At 72.0% G+C, this 18,442-nt stretch carries 18 protein-coding genes and 2 tRNA genes; 15 read left to right on the top strand and 5 right to left on the bottom strand.

The genetic code is table 11. From position 1 onward, the window contains the following. Window positions 1-26: 26 nt before the first annotated feature. The gene (locus PH190_RS27195; protein WP_274234666.1) at window positions 27-671 is read right to left on the bottom strand and encodes a CDP-alcohol phosphatidyltransferase family protein; all 645 of its coding nucleotides are present in this window, start codon (window positions 669-671) and stop codon (window positions 27-29) included. Further along, window positions 668-1,660, bottom strand: coding sequence for a non-homologous end-joining DNA ligase (gene ligD / locus PH190_RS27200; protein ID WP_274234667.1), 993 nt, complete (start codon window positions 1,658-1,660; stop codon window positions 668-670). Before ligD ends, PH190_RS27195 begins: the two co-directional genes overlap by 4 nt. Window positions 1,661-1,691: 31 nt before the next feature. On the opposite strand from ligD, the gene PH190_RS27205 reads away from it, so the two are divergent. The 7 genes from PH190_RS27205 to PH190_RS27235 all read left to right on the top strand — a co-directional run bounded on the left by PH190_RS27205 (window position 1,692) and on the right by PH190_RS27235 (window position 8,897). After that, a complete protein-coding gene (locus tag PH190_RS27205) occupies window positions 1,692-1,880 on the top strand; it encodes a hypothetical protein (RefSeq protein ID WP_274200072.1) in 189 nt (62 codons plus the stop codon). A 69-nt stretch (window positions 1,881-1,949) separates the two neighbouring features. Next, a complete protein-coding gene (locus tag PH190_RS27210) occupies window positions 1,950-3,971 on the top strand; it encodes an SDR family oxidoreductase (protein WP_274234668.1) in 2,022 nt (673 codons plus the stop codon). After that, window positions 3,968-5,593 carry an AMP-binding protein gene (locus PH190_RS27215; RefSeq protein WP_274234669.1) on the top strand — a complete coding sequence of 542 codons (1,626 nt, stop codon included), beginning with the start codon at window positions 3,968-3,970 and terminating at the stop codon, window positions 5,591-5,593. The genes PH190_RS27210 and PH190_RS27215 overlap by 4 nt, the downstream gene beginning before the upstream one ends. A gap of 114 nt (window positions 5,594-5,707) precedes the next feature. After that, a complete protein-coding gene (locus tag PH190_RS27220; protein ID WP_274234670.1) occupies window positions 5,708-6,214 on the top strand; it encodes a PH domain-containing protein in 507 nt (168 codons plus the stop codon). Continuing rightward, on the top strand, window positions 6,211-7,692 hold the full coding sequence (locus PH190_RS27225; RefSeq protein WP_274234671.1) for a PH domain-containing protein: 1,482 nt from the start codon (window positions 6,211-6,213) through the stop codon (window positions 7,690-7,692). The genes PH190_RS27220 and PH190_RS27225 overlap by 4 nt, the downstream gene beginning before the upstream one ends. Window positions 7,693-7,702: 10 nt before the next feature. Continuing rightward, on the top strand, window positions 7,703-8,377 hold the full coding sequence (gene orn, locus PH190_RS27230) for an oligoribonuclease (protein ID WP_274234672.1): 675 nt from the start codon (window positions 7,703-7,705) through the stop codon (window positions 8,375-8,377). Between the two features lie 106 nt (window positions 8,378-8,483). Beyond that, complete coding sequence (locus PH190_RS27235; RefSeq protein ID WP_274234673.1) at window positions 8,484-8,897, top strand: cupin domain-containing protein; 414 nt, start codon at window positions 8,484-8,486, stop codon at window positions 8,895-8,897. Window positions 8,898-8,904: 7 nt separating this feature from the next. On the opposite strand, the gene PH190_RS27240 is transcribed toward PH190_RS27235, so the two are convergent. After that, window positions 8,905-9,147 (bottom strand): LapA family protein, encoded by a 243-nt coding sequence (locus tag PH190_RS27240; RefSeq protein WP_274234674.1) that lies wholly within the window; start codon window positions 9,145-9,147, stop codon window positions 8,905-8,907. 160 nt (window positions 9,148-9,307) lie between these two features. Between PH190_RS27240 and PH190_RS27245 the strand changes: the two genes are divergently transcribed. From PH190_RS27245 to PH190_RS27255, 3 genes are all read left to right on the top strand, one after another. Beyond that, window positions 9,308-9,380 (top strand) — tRNA-His (locus PH190_RS27245). A gap of 63 nt (window positions 9,381-9,443) precedes the next feature. After that, window positions 9,444-9,516: transfer RNA gene (locus PH190_RS27250), tRNA-Lys, on the top strand. Window positions 9,517-9,607: 91 nt separating this feature from the next. Next, complete coding sequence (locus PH190_RS27255) at window positions 9,608-10,834, top strand: tyrosine-type recombinase/integrase (RefSeq protein ID WP_274234675.1); 1,227 nt, start codon at window positions 9,608-9,610, stop codon at window positions 10,832-10,834. A gap of 682 nt (window positions 10,835-11,516) precedes the next feature. Here PH190_RS27255 and PH190_RS27260 read toward each other — a convergent pair. Both PH190_RS27260 and PH190_RS27265 read right to left on the bottom strand, forming a co-directional pair. Further along, a complete protein-coding gene (locus PH190_RS27260; protein WP_274234676.1) occupies window positions 11,517-12,041 on the bottom strand; it encodes an ImmA/IrrE family metallo-endopeptidase in 525 nt (174 codons plus the stop codon). Then, the gene (locus tag PH190_RS27265) at window positions 12,025-12,378 is read right to left on the bottom strand and encodes a helix-turn-helix transcriptional regulator (protein ID WP_274234677.1); all 354 of its coding nucleotides are present in this window, start codon (window positions 12,376-12,378) and stop codon (window positions 12,025-12,027) included. The genes PH190_RS27260 and PH190_RS27265 overlap by 17 nt, the downstream gene beginning before the upstream one ends. Before the next feature lie 177 nt (window positions 12,379-12,555). Between PH190_RS27265 and PH190_RS27270 the strand changes: the two genes are divergently transcribed. The 5 genes from PH190_RS27270 (at window position 12,556) to PH190_RS27290 (ending at window position 18,405) form a co-directional block, all read left to right on the top strand. After that, the gene (locus PH190_RS27270; RefSeq protein WP_274234678.1) at window positions 12,556-13,536 is read left to right on the top strand and encodes a nucleotidyltransferase family protein; all 981 of its coding nucleotides are present in this window, start codon (window positions 12,556-12,558) and stop codon (window positions 13,534-13,536) included. Then, window positions 13,533-14,078: a hypothetical protein gene (locus PH190_RS27275; RefSeq protein ID WP_274234679.1), complete on the top strand. Its 546-nt coding sequence runs from the start codon at window positions 13,533-13,535 to the stop codon at window positions 14,076-14,078. The genes PH190_RS27270 and PH190_RS27275 overlap by 4 nt, the downstream gene beginning before the upstream one ends. Next, complete coding sequence (locus tag PH190_RS27280; protein WP_274234680.1) at window positions 14,075-14,629, top strand: hypothetical protein; 555 nt, start codon at window positions 14,075-14,077, stop codon at window positions 14,627-14,629. The genes PH190_RS27275 and PH190_RS27280 overlap by 4 nt, the downstream gene beginning before the upstream one ends. Window positions 14,630-14,863: 234 nt before the next feature. Beyond that, window positions 14,864-15,106, top strand: coding sequence for a hypothetical protein (locus PH190_RS27285; RefSeq protein ID WP_274234681.1), 243 nt, complete (start codon window positions 14,864-14,866; stop codon window positions 15,104-15,106). A 416-nt stretch (window positions 15,107-15,522) separates the two neighbouring features. Further along, a complete protein-coding gene (locus PH190_RS27290; protein WP_274234682.1) occupies window positions 15,523-18,405 on the top strand; it encodes a DUF4365 domain-containing protein in 2,883 nt (960 codons plus the stop codon). Window positions 18,406-18,442 lie beyond the last annotated feature (37 nt).

Here is an 18,442-nt window from a genome sequence, read left to right on the forward strand (position 1 = left end):
TTCGCGGCTATAGCCGTGAACATCGCTCACGTACGGAGCCGGCGGAAGACCGTCACCACGACCTGCACGAACCCGACCACGGCCAGTACCGCCGCGATCACCACCGCGATCGTGGCCACCGGCAGGCCGGGCGTCAGCGCCGTGCCCAGCAGCCCCAGCGCCGTCACGATCACGCGTGAGGGCCGCTCCCACACGCTGACGACACCGACCTCGGGCAACGCCGCCGAGGCCCGCACCGACTCCTGCAGCAGCGTCAGCGTCCCCACCCCGACCGCGAGCCACCCCGGCGCGCCCGCCAGCACCAGCGCCACGAGGAACGCGACGTCGCCGACCCGGTCGACGAGCTGGTCGAGCACCCGCCCCCACGCCGTCGCGGTGTCGGTGAGCACCGCGACCGCGCCGTCGAGCCCGTCGAGCAGCGCGCACAGCACCGCGAGCACGGCGCCGAGCACCACGCCCCACCGACCGAGGAGCACCGCCGACGGCACCGCCACCCCGCACACCAGCGACGCGAGCGTCAGCACCCACGGCGGCACCCGCCGGCGCGCGAGCGGGCGCACCAGCACGTGCACCACCCGCAGCCAGCCGAGCACGAGGCCCCGGGGCTCGATCCCGCCGTGCGCCGCCGACCACCGGCGCAGGTGGTCGGGGAACTCGGGGAAGGAGGTCACTGCTCCCGCACGACGTCGCCGGGATCCTTGTCGACGCGCAGGCCCTGGTAGCGCGGGTGGCGCAGGCGCCCGTCGCTGGTCCACTCGCCGAACCCCACCGCGCAGACCAGCTCGGGGCGCACCCAGTGCTGCCCCTTCTCGCGCACCGCGTCGACGAAGGGGCTCTCCGTCGTCGCCAGCGGGTCCAGCCGGTCGCGCAGCATCACCAGCGTCGCCGCGTCGTAGCCCGTCCCGACCTTCCCCGCGTAGCGCAGGTCCCCGTCGGCGTAGTAGCCGACGAGCAGCGCGCCCAGCCCGCGCCGCGAGCCGGACGGATCGGTCCAGCCGCCGATGACGAACTCCTGGTCGCGGACGCACTTGAGCTTGAGCCAGTCGCGGCTGCGGCCCCCGACGACGTACGGGGCGTCGCTGCGCTTGGCGATCAGCCCCTCCCAGCCGTCCGCGCACGCCTCGGCGAGCAGGTCCGACGGGTCGCCCTCGAGCGCGGGCGAGCGGAACAGCGGCGCCTCGAGACCGACGACGGCGTCGAGGATCCGGTGCCGCGTCGACTGCGGCAGCCGCGTCACGTCGACGTCGTCGAGCACGAGCAGGTCGAACAGGTGCGCCTCGACCGCCACGCCCGTGCGCCGCGCCCGGTCGGGGTTCGTGAGGTGCATGCGCGCCTGCAGGCTCGAGAACGTCCCGTCCGCCGCGGTGATCTCGCCGTCCAGCACGAACCGCGACGGCCCGTGCGCGGCGAGCGCCTCGACGATCTCGGGGTAGCTCGCGTCCATCGACTTCTCGTTGCGCGACCACAGCCGCGGCGCCTCGCCCCGCTCCCGGGTCGCGATCACCCGGACGCCGTCGAGCTTGCGCTCGAACACCCAGCCGGCACCCGGCGGATGCTCCTTCGAGAGGGTGGCGAGCATCGGCGCCCGGTAGCGCACGTCCTCCGCCCGGCGCAGCGCGCGCTGCTGCTCGGGCGGCAGGTCCCACACGTCGTCGGGCACCCCGCCTTCCTACCCCCTACCGTTCCGGTCCATGAGCGAGCAGCGTCAGGACGCCGCCGACATCGAGCAGCGCTACGTCCAGGAGTACGACGAGGACGCGGCGCTGGTCGAGGGCCTCGACCCCGACAAGCCGCGCGAGCAGAAGACGACCGACCAGGTCGAGGCCGTCGGCGACGACGTCGAGACCGATGTCGAGGAAATGGCCGACCCCGAACGCTGAGGTCACGCCGGTGACCGACCGGTAACCACGCGTGGCGGCCGATCGTGGCCTGTGCCACGATCCTCCGCCATGCGGTATCTGGTGACCGGCGGTACCGGGTTCCTGGGGCGGATGGTGCTCACGCGCCTGCTGGCCCGCGACGACTGCGAGGCCGTCTACGCGCTCGTGCGCGAGGGCTCGCGCGACCGGCTGCTGCGCCGCCTCGCCGACACCCCGGGCCACGACAAGGTCGTACCCGTCGTCGGCGACCTCACCCGCCCCCGCCTGGGCCTGCACGACGCCGAGGTCGACGGGCTCGCCGGCCGCGTCGACCACGTCCTGCACCTCGGCGCGGTCTACGACATCACCGCCGACGACGACACCAACCGCGCCGCCAACGTCGACGGCACCCGCGGCGTGGTGGAGCTGGCGAGCCGCCTGCGCGCCGGCTGCCTGCACCACGTCTCGAGCGTCGCCGTCGCCGGCGAGTACGAGGGCACGTTCACCGAGGACGACCTCGACGTCGGGCAACGCTTCGGCAACCCGTACCACGAGACCAAGTACGAAGCGGAACGCATCGTCCGCGAGGAGGGAGGAGTCCCCTGGCGCGTCTACCGGCCCGCGGTCGTCGTCGGCGACGCGCAGACCGGTGAGATGGACAAGGTCGACGGGCCGTACTACCTGCTCACGGCGATCTCGCTGCTCGGGCGGTTGCCGAGCGCGCTGCGGTTCGCGATCCCCGAGCTGGGCGCGACCAACGTCGTCCCGGTCGACTTCGTCGCCGACGCGATGGTCCACCTCGTGCACCGGCCCGGCTCCGACCGGCGCGCGTTCCACCTCGTGCACCCGCGCCCGCAGCCGCTCTCCGAGGTCTACAACGCCCTCGCCGCGCCGCTGGGCGCCCCACAGGTGCAGGCGACGATGCCGACCGGCGTCGGCGACCTCGTCCGTCGCGGCGCCGACCTCGCCCAACGCGTGCCCGCGCTCGCCGCGGCCCGCGACATCGTGCTGGCCGAGCTCGACATCCCGCCCGAGGTCCTGCCGCACCTGACCTTCGGCGCCCGGTTCACCGCCGAGAAGACCAACGCCGAGCTCGCCGGCACCGGCATCCGCAGCCCCGAGATCGGCGAGTACGCCGGCAACCTCGTCGCGTACTGGCGCGAGCACCTCGACCCGAACCGCCACCGCCGCCCCCGCCCGGGCGGACCGCTGCAGGGCCGGCGCGTCGTCATCACCGGCGCCTCGTCGGGGATCGGGCGCGAGACGGCGTTCAAGGTGGCGCGCGCGGGCGGCGTCCCGCTGCTGGTCGCGCGGCGCACCGAGGAGCTCGAGGAGGTCAAGACCCAGATCGAGCGCGACGGGGGCCAGGCCTGGGTGTACTCGTGCGACATCACCGACGCCGAGTCGGTGGACGCGCTGGTCAAGGCCATGATCAACGACCACTCGGGCCCCGACACCGGCATCGACATGCTGGTCAACAACGCCGGCCGCTCGATCCGCCGCGGTGTGCGCCTCGAGCTGGAGCGCTTCCACGACTTCGAGCGCACGATGGCCATCAACTACTTCGGCGCCGTGCGGCTGACCCTCGCGCTGCTGCCGCACATGCTCGAACGGCGCTTCGGGCACGTCGTGGACATCTCGTCGATCGGGGTGCAGACCGGCCCGCCACGGTTCTCCGCCTACGTCGCGAGCAAGGCCGCGCTCGACGCGTGGGCGTCGATCGTCGCCACCGAGGTGCTCGGCGAGGGCGTCACGTTCACCACCGTCCACATGCCGCTGGTGCGCACGCCGATGATCGCCCCGACCCGCATCTACGACGCCTTCCCCACCGACTCCCCCTCCGAGGCGGCGGACAAGGTGATGCACGCGCTGGTCGACCGGCCCAAGCACGTCGGCACCGCGCTCGGCACGTTCGGGGCGGTGGCGGGTGCGCTGACGCCCGGTGTCAAGGACGCCGTCATGCACGTCGCCTACCGCGTGTTCCCGGAATCAGCGGCGGCACGTGAGGGTAGTGATCGTCCGAACCACGACGACGCGCGGACGCTGGACACCGGCCCGCTCTCGCGTGGCGCCCAGGCCATGGCCCGACTTCTCCCTGGAGTGCACTGGTGAAGACCCCGTTCGGCACCCCGACCGAGCTCGCCACCGGCCTGCGGCTGCTGACCGGGGCGGGCGTCGTCGCCCCGATCCCGCCGCACCGGCTCGCGATGTTCCCGACGGCGCTCTACCGCTACGGGTTCACGCCGACCACGGCCTACGTCGTCTCGCGCTGGCGCCACCCGGACCGCGTCGCGATCATCGACGACCGCGGCACCGTGACGTTCCGCGAGATCCACGACCGCACCGACCGCCTCGCCCGCGCCCTCGCCGACCGGCGCGTCGGGCCCGGCAGCCGCGTCGCCGTGCTCTGCCGCAACCACCGCGGGCCGATCGAGACGATCCTCGCGGTGAGCAAGCTCGGCGCCGACGTCGTCCTGCTCAACACCGGCCTGTCGCCGTCCCAGATGAAGGCCGTGGTCGAGGAGCAGGAGATCACGACCGTCGTCTCCGACTCCGACCTCGGCGACCGCCTCGACGAGGTCCCCGACGACGTGCGGCGCATCTGGGCGTGGACCGAGGGCACCGGCTGCTGGGGCGACGACACCCTCGAGGGCCTCATCGGCGCCGACGGCTCGCAGGAGCTGCCCACCAAGCCCCCGATCGGCAAGACGATCGTGCTGACCTCGGGCACCACCGGCACGCCCAAGGGCGCCGAGCGGCCCTCGATCGGCGGGATCGGGCCGGTCAACGCCATCCTCTCGCGCATCCCGCTGACCGCCCGCGAGCCCGCGCTGGTGTCAGCGCCCCTGTTCCACACGTGGGGCTTCGCCGCGTTCCAGATCGGCTCGCTCATGGGCTCGACGCTGGTGCTGCGCCGCAAGTTCGACCCCGAGGACGCGCTGGCCCAGCTCGCGCAGCACCGGTGCACCGCCATGTACGCGGTGCCGGTGATGCTGCAGCGCATCCTCGAGCTCGACGAGGAGGTCATCGCCCGCTACGACGTCTCGGCGCTGCGGACCGTCACCGCGACGGGTTCGGCGATGCCGCCGGCGAAGGTCACCGAGTTCCTCGAGACCTTCGGCGACAAGCTCTACATGCTCTACGGCTCGACCGAGGTGTCGTGGGCGTCGATCGCGAAGCCCGAGGAGCTGCGCGCCGAGCCCGGCACCGCCGGCCGCCCGCCCGTCGGCACCGTCCTGAAGATCCTGGGTGACGACGACCGGGAGCTCCCGGCCGACGAGACCGGGCGCATCTTCGTCGGCAACGAGATGCTGTTCACCGGCTACACCGGCGGGCGCGGGGAGACCGAGCTCGTCGACGGGATGCTCGGCACCGGCGACCTCGGGCACTTCGACCGCCAGGGCCTGCTGTTCATCTCCGGCCGCGCCGACGACATGATCGTCTCGGGCGGCGAGAACATCCACGCCGGCGAGGTCGAGGGCCTGCTCGCGGAGATGGACGGGGTCAAGGAGGCCGCGGTCATCGGCGTCGACGACGACGAGTACGGCCAGCGCCTCGCCGCCTACCTGGTGCTCGAGTCGGGCGCGACGGTCGACGCCGACCAGGTGCGCGACCACGTCAAGAACCACCTGGCGCGCTTCGCCTCGCCCCGCGACGTGGAGTTCCTCGACGAGCTCCCGCGCAACAACACCGGCAAGGTGCTGAAGAAGGAGCTGGGCTCGTCGGCCTCGTGAGTGTCGGCGAAGTATCCCTCTCGGCGTGCTCGACTGGATGCTGACACTCAACGTCCGTGTCGGTCCTTCGATCACTCCGGGCGGGCGCACGCGCGGATCGGTCAGACTGGTCCCGTGACGACGCCGCAGTCGGGTGGCGCGCGCCTGCGCACGCCGGCCCACCGCGTCAGCCGGCGCGCCCGGGTGTGGTGGGCGATGCGGTCAGCGATCGGCACGCTCGTGGTGCTCGCACCGCAGGTCGTGGCCGCCGTCGTCTGGCCGCGCGTCGCCGACGTCCTGCTCGTCACCGGCATCGCCACGTTCGTCGTCGGCGTCGCCCACCTGCTCGTCGTGCCGCGCGTGCGCTACGCGCGGCACCGCTGGGAGATCACCGACGACGCCGTGCACACGCTGTCGGGGTGGCTGCGCCTGGAGTGGCGGATCGCGCCGATCTCGCGGGTCCAGACCGTCGACACCGACCGCGGCCCGCTGCAGCGCGCGTTCGGCCTGTCGTCGGTGACGGTGACGACGGCGTCGTCGAGCGGCGCCCTGACCATCGACGGCCTCGACGCCGGCGACGCCGTGGTGCTCGCCGACCGCCTCACCCGCGCCACCGAGCACCTCGGCGGCGATGCCACGTGATTACCGCGACCCAGCTGCCGTGGCAGCGCCTCGACCGCCGCATGCTCGTCGTGCACCCGATCGTCGACCTGGCGAAGCTGGTGCCGGTCCTGCTCGTCATCGCGATCACCGGCGGGACGGCCGACGACCGCTGGCGCCTCGGCGGCGGGCTCGCGCTGGCGGTCGCGGTGATGCTCTACGGCGTCTCGCGGTGGTTCACGACGACCTACCGGATCGGCGCCGACCGCGTCGAGCTGCGCACCGGCCTGCTGCGCCGCCACCACCACAGCGTCCACCGCGACCGCATCCGCACCGCCGACCTCACCGCCAACCCCGCGCACCGCCTCTTCGGGCTCGCCGTCGTGCGCGTCGGCACCGGGCGGCGGGAGGGCGGCGAGGACGCCGAACTGACCCTCGACGCCGTCGCCCGTGGCGAGGCGGAGCGGCTGCGCGCCCTGCTGCTGCGCGAGGCCGTCCCGGCCGGCCCCGACGCGCCCGCGGCCCCCGAGCTCGCCCGCCTGCGCTGGACGTGGGTGCGCTTCGCGCCGCTGACGTTCTCCGCGCTCGCCGTCGTCGGCGCGGTGTGGTTCGGCCTGCTCCGGCTCGCCGAGGAGTTCTCGATCCGGCCCGGCACGCAGGTGCTCGAAGAGACCGCCGGGCGCGCCCCGATCTGGCTCGGTGCCGTGGCGCTGCTGGTCACGGCGGTCGTCGGGGCCGCGGTCGTGTTCGTCGAGGGCTGGTGGGGCTACCGGCTCACGCGTGCCGACGACGGCGGGCTCGTGCTGCGCCGCGGCCTGCTGACGCGCCGGACGCTCTCGCTCGAGGGCCGCCGCATCCGCGGCGTCGAGCTCGACGAGCCGCTGCTCGTGCGCCTCGGGCGCGGCGCGCGCCCGCTCGCCCTGACCACCGGCCTGCGCTCGGACGGCTCCGGCGAGCACGTCGGCGCGGTCGGCCCGGCGATGCCGCGGCGCGAGGCGCACCGGGTGGCCGCGGGCGTGCTCGGCGTCGGCGAGGACGAGGCCACCCGCACCCGCCTCGTCCGCCACCCCCGCGCCGCGCTGGTGCGCCGCGTGACCCGGTCCCTCGGGCCGGCGCTCCTCGTCGCCGCCGTGCTGCTCGTGCTGCAGCGGGTGCCCGGGGACTTCGTGCTCGTGCCCGTGGTGCTCGGGCTGGCCCTGCTCCTCGCCGTCGACCGCATCCGCTCGCTCGGCCACGCCCTGACGCCGTCGGCGCTGGTCGCGCGCCAGGGCGCCTGGGTGCGCCGGACCGTGGTGCTGCGCCGCGGTGGGGTGATCGGCTGGCGCCTCGAGCAGAGCCTCACCCAGCGCCGTGCCGGGCTCGTCACGCTGCACGCGGTGACCGCGGCCGGCCGGGGGCGCTACGAGGTGCTCGACGTCGACACCGCCCGCGCGCTGGAGCTGGTCGACGAGATCACCCCCGGGCTGCTGGCACCGTTCGTGATCGACGGTCGGGGGGCTCGATCGTTCGTGCGCCGTTAGGGTCAGTCATGTGAGTCCCCGGTTGGTGTGGATCGACTGCGAGATGACCGGCCTCGATCTGCGCAACGACGCGTTGATCGAGATCGCGGCCCTGGTGACGGACGCGGACCTCGTCCCGTTCGGCGAGGGCGTCGACGTCGTCATCCACGCACCCGACGCCGCCCTCGACGCGATGCCCGACGTCGTCCGGGACATGCACGCGAAGTCGGGGCTGACCGAGGAGGTCCGCCGCTCGACGGTGACGATGGCCGAGGCCGAGAAGCTGGTGCTCGACTACGTCCGTACCCACGTGCCCGACGGCCGCTCGGCGCCGCTGTGCGGCAACTCGATCGCCACCGACCGCGGCTTCATCGCCCGCGACATGCCGGAGCTCGACGGCTACCTGCACTACCGCATGGTCGACGTCAGCTCGATCAAGGAGCTGTGCCGGCGCTGGTACCCGCGCGTGTACTACGCGCAGCCGGAGAAGGGGCTCGCGCACCGCGCGCTCGCCGACGTCCGCGAATCGATCCGCGAGCTCGAGTACTACCGCCGCACCGCGTTCGTGCCGATGCCCGGTCCGACCACCGAGGAGGCCCAGGCCGCGGCGTCGTCGGTGGTCGCCGACGACCGTGCCGGGGTCGTCGCCGCCGAGGCCGACCGGCCCGGACCCGCGGGCGGTCAGGCACCGCCGCCGGGGGCGTGACACCCACGTTTGGGTGACGGCGCCGTCCGGTATCCCGGGCCCCGGCAGCCACGCCTCCAGCACGAGGGGCCGTTCGCCCCTGCCTCCCCCACCGCGAGGAGCGCCGATGCCGCACGCCGTGACCACGCTGGGCGCCGAGGGCGCGCCGAGCCGCGTCGCCACCGCCGACGACTGCACGTGGGAGGTGTGGAACGACGAGCGCGGCCACCTGCGCTGGTGCCTGCTCGTCGACGGCGCCGACACCGCGCCCGACGTCGTCACCAGCGGCGTCATGGTCCTCGATATCGGCGGCCGGCTCGCGCCGCACCGCCACAGCGCGCCCGAGATGTACTACGTACACGAGGGCGAGGCGATCGTCGACGTCGGCGGCGAGGAGGTCTCCGTCGGGCCCGGGGCCGTGGTCCACCTGCCCGGCGACGTCGAGCACGGCGTGCGCGCCGCCGGCACCGGGCCGGTCCGCATCCTGTTCGTCTTCCCGACCTCGGCCTTCGGCGACGTCGTCTACCGCTTCAGCTCCTGACCCGAGGTCACCGACGTCGGCGGCGCAGCATCAGCCCGATGACGAGCCCGATGACGAGCGTGATCGTCAGCGCTGCCCACTGCGGCATCACGACGACCGGGATCAGCAGGCGGATCGTCACCAGGTCGCGGTTCTCGAGGATGAACACGACCACGAGCACGGCCAGGACGGCGGGGAGCACCCAGCGGGCGCGCCACCAGGGGGTCGCACTGGCCGGTCGTGGGGCGCTGCGGGGCGGGGTGTCGGTCATGGTGTCCTCCGGGCGGTCGTCGGGTGACGACGACGGTGCCGCAGCCGCCGGCCCCCGACCTCCCCCGTCGCGGATGAGGTGGGTGTCCCGGTCGCAACCGCCTCGCGACCGGCTTGTAGGCTGGTCACAGCTCACCGGGGACGCCCGGAGGGTCGCCATGGTGGGTGTAGCTCAGTTGGCAGAGCACTGGGTTGTGATCCCAGGTGTCGCGGGTTCAAGTCCCGTCACTCACCCGGACGGCAGCGGGGCCACCCGCTGTCGGATCGAGATCCTGGCTTTGCTAAGGTCTTGATCACGCGCCGTTAGCTCAATGGGCAGAGCAAGTGACTCTTAATCACTGGGTTCGGGGTTCGAGTCCCTGACGGCGCACCCATCGTTGCAGGTGTCGGGCCTGCAGTGCTTCCCTCCAGGAGATCGACGGTCCGCTTACGGGCCGGAAACTCCTCGGGAGGCGCTCCACATGGCCCGTCCGCCCCTTCCGCTCGGCACCCCCGGGACAATCTCCGTCGCCGAGGAAGAGCCCGGCTCCTGGGTTGCTCGCTGCCGCTTCCGCGACCACGACGGCGTCACCCGCCGCCTTCGCAAGCACGGGCCCTCGAAGACCGCCGCGAAGGCGGCCCTGCACGAGCTCATCCAGCAGCGACAGCGAGGCAAGACGGGACAGGGCGCCGTGCTGACGCCGGCGTCGCGCTTCCGCGAGGCGGCCGTGCTGTATCTCGCGAAGGTGGACCGCAAGCGCGAGGACTCGACGCACGCGCTGTACGCGTACCACCTTGATCGCACGGTCCTTCCGGCCCTGGGTGCGCTCCAGCTCCGTGAGTGCACCGTCGCGCGCCTGGACGCTTTCCTCGAGGCCCTCGAACCTCGCTACGCGCCCTCCACCCGCCGCACGCTGCGATCGATCGTCAGCGGCGTCCTCCAGATCGGGGTGCTCCACGAGGCCCTTCCGGCCAACCCGGTCCGCGAGCTCGACCGCATCGAGCAGCCGAAGGGTCAGGCCAAGAAGAAGCCGCGTGGGCTGACGGTCGACGAGCGCCAGGCGCTTCTCGACTGGTTCGACCACACTTCAGAGGACGTCCGAGTCCGGCGCCTCCAGCGGGTCGCGCGGGCCGCGGAACTGCCGGAGCTCGTGCGCTTCTCCCTCGGCACAGGTCTGCGCATTGGCGAAGCGCTCGCGGTCCGTCGGCTCGACGTGAACCTCGACGGGGTGCCGGTTCGCGGCCAGGAGGGTCCGTTGCGCGTTCCGGTGGTCACCATCGCTGGCAACGTGACGTGGGTGAAGGGCAAGGGCCTCGTGCGCCACGACGGCAAGAGCGAGGCCGCCCTCCGTGTCATTCCGCTCCCCCGGTTCGCCGCCGACCTCCTCCGCGAACGTCTGGGCCAGCCCGGCGAGGACGGGTGGCCGCTGTTCCCGGCGGCTGGCCGAGACGGCCGCATCACTTACCGCTGGCCGTCGAACGTGCGGCGGACCCTGCGATCGGTACGCGACGAGGTGGGTCTGGACTGGATGACTCCGCATACCTGGCGACGCACCTACGCCACCATCCTCGACGATGAGATCACCTTTACCGATCGCATGAAGGCCGACCTCATGGGCCAGGCCGACTTCTTGAAGAACACCTACGTCAGCCGTGGCGAGCTCCACGCCGGCGCCGCCGTCCTCCTCGATGCAGCCCTTGCTGCGTAAGGCGCGCCCACAGTTCGACAAGACGGCGCCTTCCGAGCAAAGGCTTGTAAGCACGCGGGAAGGTGCATCTCACGGCTCCTACCTGCGTCTTTGTTGTCACTCGCGTGTCTCTGAGGTCTCCATGAGCCTCTTGTAGTCTCAAGCTCGCACCACGATCCGCACTACGAGAGGCGATCTCGAGGGCTTCTGCGCACCTCCTCACCGCAGGCGGGCGGGAGGGCTGCCTCGCCTGACGCGGGCGGTAGAAGGGCCCTCGCGGTGGCCATGGCGCTCCGTGAAGAGCATGCCGTGCAGCCGCGCGATGTCGTACTAATCGCCCCGTGCCTCGACGTGACGGTGTCCGACCCCGAGCAGGGCAGCATCGCGCCACGTGACCCGATGCTCAGCCGCGCCGCGTCAGCGCGGCGACCGTGGTGGTGCAGGGCGACCGCGACCGGTCGTTCGCCCCTCGGGCGGACGCACTACCGCCGCCGCGATCCCCGGGGCCCGACCGCTCGCCGTCGAGGGTATGGGCCATCACCTGCGCTCCCGGTTGGCCGAGATCGTCAGCCGTCGCGCTCGAGGGATCTCAACCTGAGCGCAGATCAGGTCCGCGGCACGGGCGGACCCCACTGGCCCGGCCGTCTGCCTCGTTCGCGGCCTGACGGTCTCGGCGGGGCAACGCCCGTGATGGCGACGCGGGTCAGCTCGCGAGCCCGAGATTGATGAGCCGGAAGTTCATGGCCGCAGCACTGACTCGGAAGATGCTCGCCAGGACCTTTGCCGCGTCCTCGGGATCGCGCCGACGGGCGGGTGTCAGCTCGCTGACGTGCTGGCGGACGAGCCGTTCGGGCATGAGCAGTGCGGCGGCGAAGGCGTTGGCCTGGATCTCCTCGCGGTCGGTGGCCATGGCCGACACCGAATCGCGCCGGTTGATCCGCATCGGCCGGTCGAAGATCACCAGACGGCCCGGGTGCAACGCCCAGTGTCCGAGTTCGTGGGCGATGGTGAAGCGCTGCCGGACGGCAGCTTGAACGGTGTTCACCCCGATCACCGCAGGCATGCCCTCCTCGCGCAGCAGCATCCCGGAGACGTCGCCGTCCTCGAAGCGCTGCGGGACGACCTCGACGCCGCACGCCTCGGCGAGCCGCTCCAGGTCGACCGGAGCGGCGAGCAGACCGTGCTCGAGCAGGAGCTGTTCGGCAACGGTCTCAGCGCGCGGAGCCATGACCCACCCCGTGGATGGCGGTGGTCGCCGCGCCGCGAGCCTGCCGAATCGCGTTGACCGCGTCCCGGTCGGCGCCGGTGAGACCACCCAGCGCGTCGGGAGCCGGTGCGGCCGGGAGCAGGTCCTCGGTCGTGGTCGACAGAAGCCCGGCGAGCACGGGCAGCTGGTGCATCAGTAGGCGCTGGCGTCCCTTCTCGATGTTCGAGATCGACGTGCGGTTCAGACCCACCGCCGCCCCAAGCGCTTCCTGGCTCATCCCGGCCTGCACCCGCTTGTCGTGCAGGCGCTCGCCGAACTCCCGGTAGAACCGGTCGACGTCGTCGTGATCGGTGCGCACGACGCGCAGTGTGTCAGCCACACCAACCCGTTGCCATGTCGTGAAGATCGCGTGTTGACGTTGGTGAAGCGTGCACGGGTGTTGCGCTTGACACCAACGTCCGGCAGCTGGTCTCCTGGGTCCCGGTCGCGCTCCCCCTCGACCCGTCACCGACCCCCATCCGGAAGGCCCCCCGAGATGCCCTCCTTCCTCGACGAGCTCCTCGACGCCGGCCGCGGCCGCATCGAGGTCCCCGACCCCGTCCTCGCCGAAGCCCGCCGGCGCCGCGAGCAGATCGTCGCCGCGCTGCGCAACGCCTTCCCCGGCGCCGCGGTGTACTTCAACGGATCCGTCGCCCACGGCGACGCCACCGACCCGCTGGCCGACATCGACGTCGGGGTGATCCTCAGCCCGGTCGCTGCCGACGGGTACGGCCCGTACGGGCTCGGCCCGCTGCCACTCATGGAGGACGCCCGCGACGCCATCCGCGAACACCTCAAGGACGACTACCCCAAGCTGGTGGTCACCGTCGCCGGGCAGCGCCGCGCGGTCCTGGTGCGCTTCGGGGACCCGGTCACCCCCGGCCAGCCCGACTTCACCTGCGACGTCATCGTCGCCCTGCCCCACCCCGAGCAGGGCCTGTGGATCCCGAACACCGAGATCGCCGCGGGCTGGGACCAGGCCGACCCGGTCGAGCACACCCGGCTGATCCACCAAGCCATCGCCGACACCAACGTGGTGTTCGCCCGCGTCGTGCGGCTGCTCAAGCACTGGCGCGACCGCCACGGCGACCCGCTGTGCTCGTGGAACATCAAGGCCCTCGCGCTGGACTGCATCACCGTGCCGATGCCGCCCACGGTCGCGCTGCAGACCTTCTTCGACCACGCCGCCCGCGACCTCGCCGCCCGCTACACCCCCGACCCCGCCGGCGTCGCCGGCCCGGTCCAGCCCACCTTCGACCGCGAGCACGCCGTGACCCGGTTGCGCCGGGCCCGCGAGATCATCACCGAGGCCCTCGAGCACCAGCGGGCGGCGCGGCTCGCGTCGGCGCAGCAGAAGCTGCACACCCTGCTGCCCGGCGTCGTCGACCCGCCCGCCCTCGACGAGCTCTACCGCGAGCGCTCCCGCTCGCTCACCGCGGCCACCGTCGCCTCCCCCACGCGGGCCTGGGCGCCGTGACCGGGTGGTACGGCACCCGCCCGTCGTGGCGGGTGCCGTTCGAGGCGGCCGCGCGCCGCCGCTTCGGCACCGACCTGCACGCCCTCGACCGTCCCGACCTCACCGCCGGGCTCGGCTCCCGACTCGCCTCCGGGTCGGGATCGCGATCGGCAGGACGCCGGGGCGCCCACGGCGGCGGGGAGAGCCTCGAGTACCGCGTGGCCGCCGTAGAGGTCGACGGGCAACCGGCCTTGGTCGACATCGCGATCCGGTTCTGGGCCGAGCCGCGCTACGACACCTACGGGCTCGCCCCCGCGGACTTCCCCCGGGTCCACGCCGAACCGGGGGTGGCCTCCCCGCATCGGCACATCGACGACGCCCTGTGCCTGTGGAGCCCGTTCGACCCGCCCGAGCTGCGCTGGCGCCACGAGCTCGGCCTGCTCGACCTCATCGAGATCACCCGCCGCCACCTGTTCCTCGAGCGGTACTGGCGGATGACCGGCGGCACCCGCGGCGGGGTCTGGCTGCTGCCCGACGCCCCCCACGGCATCCCCGCCGCATGAGCCCGCTGCTCGCCGTCCTCGTCCTCGCCCCGCCCGCGCCGTCGGCCATCGCGCCGGCCGGCGGCGGGTGGGGCTGGGCCCAGACGGTCGCGCTCATCGTCCCGGTCCTCGCCGCGCTCGGCGCCGTCGCGCTGTGGACGCTCGGGCAGCGCGCCGCCCGTTGGGAACGGCGCAGCAACGCCTTCGCCGCCGCGCTCGCCGCGGTCGAGTCCTTCGCCGAGATGCCCTACCGCATCCGTCGGCGCCCCGCCGGGGGCGACGCCCGCCAGCAGCTCACCGACCAGATCAGCGCCATCCAGGCCGACATCGCCTTCCACCAAGCCTGGCTCGAGCTCGAAGCCCCGACCGTCGCCGAGCCCTACCAGACCCTGGTCCGCGCCGCCCGCGGGCAGGCCGGGGCACAGATGCACCAGGCCTGGACCCACCAGCCGCTGGACCGCGACGAGGATATGAACTTGCACATCGCATATCCCCGCGAGCAGATCGACGCTGCCCGCGCCGACTGCCTCGCCGCCATGCGCGACGCCCTGCGCCTGTTCCGGGCCCGCTGACCGCGAGCGTCCACCGGCGGCCCGCTCCGGGTTACTTGACCCAGACCGCAGGCGAGATGGGAGAAGCCAAGCCCGATCACCGCATCAGGGGGACGTCCCCCGTCTCGCCCGATGCGCCGTTCCTGCAGGACTGGGGCACTTACTACCGGGAGGGCGCTGGTGGACCGCGGCTGAGCGGAAGAACATGATTGCGTCCGAAAAATCATTGCCTAGCGCTCTCGCGAGGTCGCGTTCGTGAAGTACGAGCGCCACGGTCTCGTTGACCGTCTTGAAGTTACGGAGGAACTCGAGCATCCACACCATGGAATTGCGGCGGTTTTCTTCGCACAGGTGGGAGTTCCAGCCACCCTCAACGGTCCTGTAATCGACTCGACGGTACCGACCTTCGACCCGGACGAAGGCGAGCGGCAGCGGCACTGTGCGCGGAGCGAGGATGGGCTCGAGATCGTTCGAGCCATCGAAATCCGGGTTCCGTAGGGCTTGAAGGGGGACACGATTCGTTCGAGCCACGCGGTCTCTCCAGCATGACGAACGTTCGCACCCGCCGGGCGCGGTCGTATTGGATGGGTCGTGACGCCGGAGGTGACGCCTGCTCCGAGGAGGGACGCGGGCTCCCGCCCGGACACCGGTTGCGATCGCGACGCCCGCGCCTGCCGCGCGGCTCCGGTGACTGCCCGCTCGCGGTAATCGCTTCGCCGGTCGTGACCGCACCCTGACAGCGACGCCCAGCCAGCGTCCGATCGAGGCGGAGCGCTGCTCCATGCCTGCTCCAACGACGGACGCATCTCGTCTCCGGCGATGCCCAAGACCTCTGAACAGACCAAGGGTCGCGACTTCATGCAGGGCCATCCAGCCTGTCGGTGGGCTGTGGTCGACTGCAAGGCGTGATGCGAATGCCTCCGCGCACCCAAACTGGGAACCTTGGCGCCACCGAGGTCGCTGCGGCTTTCGAGCGGCTCAACTGGGGCGTGGCCGACAACAGCCGCCACGACGTGGGCACAGACCTGCTCGTGATGGCCCGCGACGAACGCGGTGTCGAGCTGTGCCTGCTGGTCGGGGTGCAGGTCAAGACCCGCGGTGTCGGTGAGGGGCCGGGCAAGTACTTCTCAGAGCCGGTCACCGACGCGGTCACGGGGCAGGTGAGCGGGTGGTGGTTCCGCGACGAGGACCGCCGTCACGTCGACTCGTGGCTCCGCTACGAGGTTCCGCACCTGCTGGTCCTACACGACGCCAACACCCGCACCAGCTTCTGGACTCACATCACCGAGGTCGCCGTGGTCCCTACCGGGAAGGGCGCGAAGGTGTTCGTCCCGGCGAACCAGACGATCGATCTCGGGCACCGAGACCAACTGCTGGCCGTCGCGGCCACCCAACGCCCCCATCTGGTCTGGGAGGGCAGCGCCTGGCGCGGGCCCGGGTCGATCGCGCCGACCGCGCTCCTGCGCCACGCATTGATCGTGCCCCGGCTGGTTGCCCCACACCCGAACCTGACACTCACCGCGCCCCTCACCCCTGAGCAGGCGCTCGCACTGGTCGCACGTGTCCAGATCAACGACCTGCGACATCGGCTTGCAATGCAACCTCTCGATGACGACCTACAGGAAGCTCTGGATCAGCCTGGCTGGGCCTGGCGCCTGACTCGTGCACTGCTTCACCAGCTGACCAACGGCGAGCGCGACGAGGTCCTGGCGGCGATGGAGGCCGCGAACGACCCAGCCGAGCGCGTCGCAGCCACGGTGATCGCGGCAGCGGCGCTGCTCGGGTTGGGCAACGCCGAAGAGGCCGATCGGCTTCTGGTGACCACCCTGGAACGCGACGACGCGCACCCGATCGACCACGCCTGGCTCTCCTTACAACACGCGCGGTGTCTGATAGAGCTCGGTCGAGACGACGACGCCCGCGAACACCTCCTGGTCACCCAGCGGGCCCGCAGCGCCTACCCCGACGACCTGACCGCCAGCGCGATCGGCGGGATCGGCGCCATTGCCCTCTACCGCATCACCCGCCGCGAGACCCCGGGCCGGAACGACAAGGAGGAGACGGGACGGCTAGCCGATGGCGTCGCGGGACTCGACACGACCGCCGTGTGGTGGCGAGCTCTCGACACCACGGACGCGCTCCGCGCCTCAGCAAACCAGGCTTACCGAGTGTGGGCGCGGGATACCGCGATCACCTGGGCCGCCCGGGACACAGCCAACGACGACCTGGTCGCCACCAGCCTCATGGCCGGTCACCTCGGCGATCAGGGCGCGTGGAGCTCGTTAACCGCGCTACTGGCGAAAGAAAACCTCCGGCGCCTCGAGCGCACGAGCGAGGCGAAGCATGCGCGTGCGGCATTGTCAACTCTGCGTCTCTCCGGTGATCACAAGTCGACCAAACTCGCCACCCGTCGGCTGGTACGCGACGGCCCCGCGTCCGCCGCGGCGCAGGTTGCCGCTGAGTGCGACCTCGACACCACGACCCGCACCACCGCCCGAACCAGCCTCATCGTCCTGCGTGAAGCCGGCGACCTCCTCAACCAAGAAGCCGCTGAGCGCGCCTGCACGTGGCTGCTGAACACTCTCGAGGATCCGACGGCTTTTGTCACCCGCACCCGGCCGAGCTACCTGCTCTTGACTGAGCTGGTCGACACGCTCGCCGGGGTAATTAAGGCGGCATCGGACAAGACCCAGCAGAAAGTCGCCGAGCTCCTCGCGAACCTTCCAGCCCAGCCCGCCGAGCTCTATGCGGCATCCTGGGCCCGCCTGGCCAGAGCACTGCCCGCCGATCGGTGGGAAGCCGACACCGCAGCCCGGCTTGCAGCCACCGCCCCCACGCACCACGAGGAGCTGCGCGTCGTTGCTCACGAGATCGCCGCGCTGCACCATCCCGTCGAGCGCGACGCGCTCCTCCCGCTCATCCGTCAGGGTTCCCAAGCCGCCCTCAGCGCCTTCGGCGATGTCCGCGAGCTGCCTGCTGAGACCGCTGGCGCCTACGTCGGGCACCTCGTCGCGTCCTGCGAGGACATTCAGCTGCGGGCCAAGAATCTCTCACGCGCAGAAGGCGGCGACCGTCTCTCCGACCTCGCCATGCTCAACGGCTGGCACCCCGACCAGGCCCAGTGGGAACCGTTGCTCAAGGTCCTCGCCGACCCGCTCGTGTGGCCGAAGGACAAGAACGCCGCGCTGCGCCGCCTCGCCCAGCTTCGCTCGCAGCTATCCGACGCCGTCGCGCGAAAGCTGCGCCCTATCGCCGAAGAGATCCTCATCGCGGACCCGCTCCCCGCAATGGCCGCGTTCGGTGAGGACGAGAATTCTCGCAGCGCAGCGCTCGACCTCGCCTATAGCCTCGCCGAGCGCGACACACCGGTACCAGCCGTGTGGCGCACCCAACTGCTCGACTTGCTCGGCGGCGACCGACGCGACCGCCGGTGGGCCGCCTACATCGCCCGGCACGACAGCGAACCCGCCGGCGCCGGTCTGCTCGTCGCACTGCTGCAGGACACCGATCCGATCGTTCGAGCCGAAGCTGTCGACAGCATCGTGAGCCGCGCCGAGAACGACCCCGACGTGCACTCTCTGCGCGACACCGCACTCGACCGCGCCGCCACTGACCCAGGCACCGTTGTCACGCAGAACCTCGTCGCCGCAATCGAACGAAGCACCACGCTCACCGACGCGCACCGCGCCGAGCTCCTGCGCAGGCTCACCGAACATTCCTCGGCCACAGTCCGGAGCCGCGCGAAGAAGGCCCAGAAGACCCCGTCGGCGGGTGCCTCCGACGACTCGAACGCCTGAGGCGGCGTCGAGGCGCGGTCACCGTCTCACCCGACTT

The organism is Actinomycetospora straminea, assembly GCF_028737255.1.
GTDB lineage: Bacteria > Actinomycetota > Actinomycetes > Mycobacteriales > Pseudonocardiaceae > Actinomycetospora > Actinomycetospora straminea.